The sequence below is a fragment of the Microbacterium sp. K24 genome (genome assembly GCF_004794465.1).
Classification (GTDB): Bacteria; Actinomycetota; Actinomycetes; order Actinomycetales; family Microbacteriaceae; genus Microbacterium.
Genome location: NZ_SSDJ01000008.1, coordinates 1 through 6,586 on the forward strand (window position 1 = coordinate 1; position 6,586 = coordinate 6,586).

Annotated in this window: 8 protein-coding genes and 1 pseudogene; 8 read left to right on the top strand and 1 reads right to left on the bottom strand. The window is 66.6% G+C overall.

The window, feature by feature from the left end; genetic code table 11:
* Positions 1 to 279, top strand: a pseudogene (locus tag DW306_RS21110) (ABC transporter ATP-binding protein); the annotation flags it as partial.
* Positions 280 to 380: 101 nt separating this feature from the next.
* On the opposite strand, the gene DW306_RS00075 reads toward DW306_RS21110, so the two are convergent.
* Positions 381 to 749, bottom strand: a complete 369-nt coding sequence (locus DW306_RS00075; protein WP_136053623.1) for a VOC family protein — start codon at positions 747 to 749, stop codon at positions 381 to 383.
* A 59-nt stretch (positions 750 to 808) separates the two neighbouring features.
* On the opposite strand from DW306_RS00075, the gene DW306_RS00080 reads away from it, so the two are divergent.
* The 7 genes from DW306_RS00080 to DW306_RS00110 all read left to right on the top strand — a co-directional run bounded on the left by DW306_RS00080 (position 809) and on the right by DW306_RS00110 (position 6,493).
* Positions 809 to 1,273, top strand: a complete 465-nt coding sequence (locus DW306_RS00080; RefSeq protein ID WP_136053624.1) for a MarR family transcriptional regulator — start codon at positions 809 to 811, stop codon at positions 1,271 to 1,273.
* A gap of 242 nt (positions 1,274 to 1,515) precedes the next feature.
* Positions 1,516 to 2,148: a hypothetical protein gene (locus DW306_RS00085; RefSeq protein WP_136053625.1), complete on the top strand. Its 633-nt coding sequence runs from the start codon at positions 1,516 to 1,518 to the stop codon at positions 2,146 to 2,148.
* Positions 2,149 to 2,304: 156 nt separating this feature from the next.
* Positions 2,305 to 3,267: a peptidoglycan-binding domain-containing protein gene (locus DW306_RS00090; RefSeq protein ID WP_168429180.1), complete on the top strand. Its 963-nt coding sequence runs from the start codon at positions 2,305 to 2,307 to the stop codon at positions 3,265 to 3,267.
* Positions 3,264 to 3,914 carry an ATP-binding cassette domain-containing protein gene (locus DW306_RS00095; protein ID WP_240746983.1) on the top strand — a complete coding sequence of 217 codons (651 nt, stop codon included), beginning with the start codon at positions 3,264 to 3,266 and terminating at the stop codon, positions 3,912 to 3,914. The genes DW306_RS00090 and DW306_RS00095 overlap by 4 nt, the downstream gene beginning before the upstream one ends.
* 59 nt (positions 3,915 to 3,973) lie before the next feature.
* A complete protein-coding gene (locus tag DW306_RS00100) occupies positions 3,974 to 5,002 on the top strand; it encodes an FtsX-like permease family protein (RefSeq protein ID WP_240746984.1) in 1,029 nt (342 codons plus the stop codon).
* Positions 5,003 to 5,100: 98 nt separating this feature from the next.
* Positions 5,101 to 6,183, top strand: a complete 1,083-nt coding sequence (gene moaA, locus DW306_RS00105) for a GTP 3',8-cyclase MoaA (protein ID WP_136053628.1) — start codon at positions 5,101 to 5,103, stop codon at positions 6,181 to 6,183.
* A 46-nt stretch (positions 6,184 to 6,229) separates the two neighbouring features.
* Positions 6,230 to 6,493 (top strand): hypothetical protein, encoded by a 264-nt coding sequence (locus tag DW306_RS00110; protein WP_136053629.1) that lies wholly within the window; start codon positions 6,230 to 6,232, stop codon positions 6,491 to 6,493.
* Positions 6,494 to 6,586 lie beyond the last annotated feature (93 nt).

Genomic DNA, 6,586 nt, shown 5'->3' on the forward strand with positions numbered 1-6,586 from the left:
AGCGCGGATGCCGCGTCGCGCGCACGTGCCGCGACCGACGGCGTGCCGCTCGCCGCGGTGTTCCGCCCCCAGGACGCGCGGATCGTCGACGAGGCGGTGACGGATGCCGGTACCTGGCCGACCCGCATCACCCGGCTCGAGTCGACGCTCGCCGGCGTCCGCGTGCACACGGAGGCAGGCGCGGTCGACATCCCGCTGGCGGATGCCGCGGGGCTCGCGCCCGGCGATCAGGTACGGCTGCTCGTCGATCCGTCGATGGTGCGCTTCGTGGCGAGCTGACGGAACTTCGCCGATCGGCAGGAACTTCGCAGGGACATCCCTCGAAGTCTGCGAAGTTCGTGTCGTTCTGCGAGGGCAGGTCGCGCGACCCCGGCGCGTTCCTACGCGCGATCGTGAAGTGTGATCTGGTAGCCGTCGGGGTCGGCGAAGGTGAACGTGCGGCCGAAGGGGCCGTCGATCGGCGCCGAGACGATCGTGCGTCCATCGGCGACCAGCGTGTCGTGGATGGCCTGGACGTCAGTGGCGTGCAGCCAGATCGCGGCGCCGATCCCGGGCTGCGCGGCGGAGCTGAGATCCGTTCCCGGAACCACGTCGCGCAGGGCGAACGCGATCGGGGTGGTCTCGAAGACCACGGCGTGGGGCGGGCCGGCAGGAGAGCGCACGAGGCCCAGGTAGTGCTCGTAGAACGCCTGAGAGGCGTCGAGGTCGCGAGCCTGCAGAGAGATGAAGTCGGGTCCGGTGACGGGCATGATGTTCCTTCCATTGTGTCAGTTTTCTGACACAGAAAAGGATATGTCAGAATACTGACATGAGTCAAGACGGTGCCGGCATCGATCTCGAGACCTCCGTGGGCTATCTGCTGAAGGAGGCGGCGAGCGCGCTCCGCTCCGCCATGGAAGATGTGCTGCGCCCACTCGGGATGACCGTGACCCACTACTCGTGCCTCGAACTGCTCGCCCAACGCCCCGGCCTGTCCAACTCGGAACTCGCGCGTGGCACGTTCGTGACCCGGCAGTCGATGAATGTGCTGCTGCAGTCGCTCGAGAGAGAAGGCTCCGTGACGCGGCCGACCGAGGCCGCGGTGGGGAAGGTGCTTCCCGCCCGCCTCACCGCGCACGGAATGCGTCAGCGCGAGATGGCGAGCGCTGCGGTTCGTTCCGTCGAGGTGCGGATGCTGGGCGGCATGAGCGCCGGTGAGCAGGCCGCTGCGCGAAAGCTGCTGCGGGGAATGGTCAAGTCCTTGCGCGAAGACGGGTTCGATCGCGCCGACTAGCTCGCTCGCGCGCCTCGCTGGCGTTCTATTCCGGAATATCACCACTTCGCGCTCCTGCGGAGCTAGCGTCGACGCCGTACACGCGTCCCGCGGCAGTCGCCGAGGCGGACGCCCATTCTTGAAGGGGTCCATATCGTGCGTCGAAATGTATTGAAAGCATCCGCAATCGTTCTGCTCGTCGGAGGCCGGCGGAGATGTTCGAAACGCCAGCGCGCTCTGCCAGTTCGCTTGAGCCGAGAGTGATGGCTCCGGCACGTCGCTCGTCGACATCGATCCTTTTCATGGCCGCGGCATTGACGCTGGCCGGATGCAGCTCCGTCGACCAGGCGGCAGTCACCACGGGTGATCCGATCGACAGCTCGACTCTCAAGATCCTCAACGAGAACAGCAGGCAGATCGCTGCCGCCCTCGGTCTTGAAAATCCTCCTGACGTTCAACCGGTGCGACTGGTGAAACCGAACGAATGGGCTGCGGCGCAGATCGATTGCCTCAACGCAGCGGGATACGACGCCTCGTACACGAGCGACCTGGAAGGCGTGAGTTATCCATCGTTCAGCGAGTCCGCCATGGCTGAATCGCTCAACTTTGCGATATACACCTGCGAATCGCAGTATCCGGTCTCGCCCAAGTACAACCTTCCTCTTTCCTCTGATCAACTCGCATTTCTCTACCAGTACCGTGCGACCGAACTCACCGAATGCCTGAGCCGAGCGGGATATTCACCTGACATCGGCGCACCGAGCGAAGCGGTATTCATCGAAACCGACGGCGCGTGGGATCCGTACGGCTCAACGACCATTGCGCAAGAAGATCTTCGCCTCGTGAGAGAGAAGTGCCCGGTGAACCCCGATTATGACGAGCTCTATGCGCAGTAGAGGGGCTCGTCATCGACTGCGCGCGACGGAATCGCAGAAGGTATGACCGCGAGCGGAAACTTCGGTCGGAGATCACGGTGGATCGCCGTTGCATTGACGATGGTCGCTCTGGGGGCCCTGTGCTCCTGGGCGCTCCTGTCCGTTCTCCGACCCGCTGTGGAACCTCTCGAATCCACCGGAGGCACGTACGTCTCGGTAGTCCGCGGCGTGATCAGCGAGTCGGTCTCGCTGAACGCTGTCGCGGCATGGCCCGAGATCCTCGCGGGAATCAATCAGACGTCGGGCATCGTGACCAGCATCGAAATCGAGCCGGGCGAGGAGGTCGCCCCCGGGGCGACGCTTTTCACCGTGGCGTTGCGACCCGTGGTCATCGCCCAGGGCGAAGTGCCGATGTTCCGAGAGATCGCGGATGGTGCCGTCGGGGGCGATGTCGGTCAGCTGCAGGTCCTGCTGAAGGAGCTGGGGCACTACCGGGATATCATCGACGCACGGGTCGGACCGAGGACGACAGCGGCGATCCGGCGCTGGCAGGGCGAGCTCGGCGTGGAGAAGACGGGCGTGGTCGAGCTCGGCGACGTGGTCTTCGTCCCACATCTTCCGAGCCGTATCGCACTCAACCCCGAGTTCATCCATCGGGGTGCCTCACTGACGGGGGGCGAGGAAGCCGTCTTCAGCCTCCCTCCCGTCCCGGTATTCCGCATCCCCGCCACCGAGGCGCAGGCGTCGATCATGCCGAGCGGAACCACCATCGAAGTCACCTCACCCAGCGGTCGGGTATGGCGCGGAGTCGCCGGCGAGCAGAAGCGTGCTGAGGACGACTCGATCTCTGTCTTCGTGGCAGGGCAAGGGGGGTCATCGTTGTGCGCAGACGCATGCGGAGAGGTTCCCGCCGGCGAGGAGAGCACATTGCTTTCGAGAGTCGTCCTGGTGCCGGAGGTGGAGGGACTCCTCGTACCCTCGTCGGCCCTGGTGACCACGGCTGACGGGGAGACCGCAGTGATCGGGGTCGACGGCGAACGGACCGCTGTCAAGGTGACAGCTTCAGCCAAGGGCATGTCGGTCATCTCCGGCGTTCCGGAGGGCACACGGGTCCGAGTCCCTGCAGGGTCATCGCCGTGACAGCCGGCGGCGTGCTCCTCGAAGCGCGCGATCTCAGCTTCGGCTACACACCCGCGGAGCCGATTCTCGAGGGCTGGTCCGCCGAATTCCCGGCGGGAAGCATGACCGCGCTGACAGCGCCTTCCGGGCGGGGAAAATCGACGCTCCTCTACCTGCTCGGACTCATGCTTCGCCCCTCGCGAGGTGAAGTGCTCGTCAACGGCCATGATCTCGCCTGGGGGCGCGACGCAGAGCGTGCGAGGGCGAGGGCGCAGCAATTCGGTTTCGTTTTCCAAGATGCCGCTCTGGACGCTACGAGGACGGTCCTCGACAACGTCACCGAGACCGCCCTCTACCGGGGAGAGCCGCGCCGCGAATCCGAGAGGGCGGCGAGGGAACTTCTCGAACGCTTCGGCGTGGATCTGCCCGTCCATCGCAGACCGGGGCAGGTTTCGGGAGGTCAGGCCCAACGCATCGCCCTGTGCCGTGCATTGCTGCACGCTCCCGCCATCGTTCTGGCTGATGAACCGACGGGTAACCTCGACCCGTCGACGGCCGCGCTGGTCGTGGGGGCACTCAGAGAGCATGCAAGGGCAGGTAATGCCGTGGTCATCGTGACCCATTCGCCGGAGGTTGCCGCTGCCAGCCTTTCGAGGATCGTCCTGTGATCGGGCCACTGCTCCGTGAGGCTGCGGCATCCGCGAGGTCGCAGCCGATCGTCTCGACCGTGACCGTTCTCGTGGTTGCGGCGATGATTCTCGCGGTCATGCTCACGACAGGACGCACGGTTGGTGCCGAACAGGAGGTCCTCGGTGCGATCGACTCCGCCGGGACTCGGTCGATGACAGTGAGGGCGGAGGCAGGGTCGGGCGTCACCAGCAGCGTTCTCGAACGGATCGCCGCCATCGAGGGCATAGCGTGGGCGGCCGCGTTCTCCGTCGCGACGGATGCGACCAACGCCGCCTTCCCCGACGGTACGAAGGTGCCTCTCAGGCATGCGTATGGCGATCAGTTCGCTCGTCTCGGCGTGGCCGAGCCTTCGCCGATCCCGGGCGGGATCGCGTGGGCATCTGATGTGGCGCTTCAGAGGCTTGGGCTACCTGACCGGACCGGCTCGATCACCTCATCGGATGGCCGGTCCTACAGTGTCGGCGGGCGTATCCAAGTTCCCGACTTCCTGCAGGCGTTGGAGCCGGTTCTGCTGGTTCCGCAGCAGGCCCGTGGAGACGAACCCATCAGCACGCTGATTGTCATCGCGGACACGCCAGAGCTGGTTGCCCCGGTCAGCGACGCCGTCGTCTCCGTGATCGCCGCTGACGATCCGACCAAGGTCACCGTCGAGACCAGCCAAGCGCTCGCCGCGTTGCGAGGAGTCATCGAAGGCCAACTCGGATCCTTCTCTCGTGGACTCGTCATCGCCCTCCTGTCGCTCACGGGCGCGCTCGTCGCGGTCCTGCTCCTCGGCCTGGTGATGATGCGCCGCAAGGATTTCGGCCGCAGACGGGCTCTCGGTGCCGGGAGAGCTCTCATCGTCCGGCTGCTCATCCTTCAGACGAGCCTCCTCGCCCTGATCGGCATCGGCACGGGTTCTGTCGCATCGGCGATACTTCTCTGGACAAGCGGAGACCCATGGCCGGGCGGCACCTTCGTCCTCGCCCTGGGCGTGCTCACGCTGACGACAGCGGTGGGTGCGGCGATCATCCCCGCGGTCATCGCAAGCAACCGCGAGCCGATACGTGAGCTCAGGGTTCCGTGAACTCGTCACTGGCAATGTGCCGGTCATCGACGTCATGCGCACCCGCATCGGCATGACGCGGGTTAGTCTCGAAGAATGACTACGCGCGAGGGCGAGCGATGACGGCCGTACCGGTCGTGATCGGCGTCCGCGCGCCCGTCGCTGCTCCCGCTGCCGAGGCCGTCCCGACGACTGGCGCCCTCGTCGACACGCACGGCCGCGTGCACCGCGATCTGCGCATCTCGCTCACCGACCGCTGCTCGCTCCGCTGCACGTACTGCATGCCCGAGCAGGGCAACGAATGGCTCGCACGCAGCAGCATCCTGACCACCGACGAGATCGTCGAGGTCGCCGAGGTGGCCGCCTCTCTCGGCATCCGCACCTTCCGGCTCACCGGGGGCGAGCCGCTCCTCCGTGCCGACATCGTCGAGGTCGTGCGCCGGGTCGCTCGCATCCAGGGCCCCGAGGGCCCGGTCGAAGTCGCTATGACGACCAACGGCATCAGCCTCGCGAAGAAGCTCCCCGATCTGATCGAGGCCGGGCTCACCCGTCTCAACATCAGCATCGACACGGTCGATCGCCAGCGCTTCGCCGACCTGACCCGCCGCGACCGCATCGACGACGTGTTCGAGGGCATCGCCGCCGCAGCGGCATCCGAACTCCGTCCGCTCAAGCTCAACGCGGTCGCGATGCGCGGGGTGAACGACGACGAGCTCCCCGACCTGGTCGCCTTCGCGATGGAGGTCGGCGCACAGCTGCGCTTCATCGAGCAGATGCCGCTGGATGCCGGTCACACGTGGGACCGCTCGACCATGGTCACTCGCGAGGAGATCCTCGAGAAGCTCGGCGAACGGTGGCAGCTCGACCCGGTCCCCGGTCGCGGCGGCGCCCCGGCCGAGAAGTGGCGCATCGACGGCGGCCCGCACGAGGTCGGCGTGATCGCCTCGGTGACGGCCCCGTTCTGCGGCGCGTGCGACCGTCTGCGCCTGACCGCCGACGGTCAGTTCCGCAACTGCCTGTTCTCGAACGCCGAGTACGACCTCACCGCGGTGATGCGGAGCGAAGGATCGGTTCCGGGACACCGCGCCGACGCCATCGCCGCGTTGCTGCGCTCCTGTGTGCACGGCAAGCTGCCCGGCCATGCGATCAACGACCCGTCGTTCCTGCAGCCCGCCCGCGGCATGAACGCCATCGGCGGCTGACAGCGTTCACTTGCCATCGGACCCTGTGTCCTGGGAGCATCTCCTGGTGACTTCAGCGAGCGTCGATATCGAGAGTGTCGTCGACGTCGGCGAGCTCCCCGGCATGGACCGCGGACGCCAGCGCTGCGAATGCGACCACGGCGACGACAGCGGATACCAGCCCTGCGGACGCAAGGCCAAGTGGCGTGTCACGATCGACTGCGTGTGCGGTGAGGGCCATCCCCGGCAGGTCGAGATCCTCTGCTCACGGTGCCTGCGCACGCTGCGGCAGTCGCACGGCAGCGAAGCTCTCACGGTCCGGCGCCTCTGAACGGATCGCCGGCACACCCGACGCTCAGCGCGTGACGGTGGTCTGCGCCGCGAGCGCGGTGGCCGTCGCCCGGTCGGGCTGCGCGCCCACCCC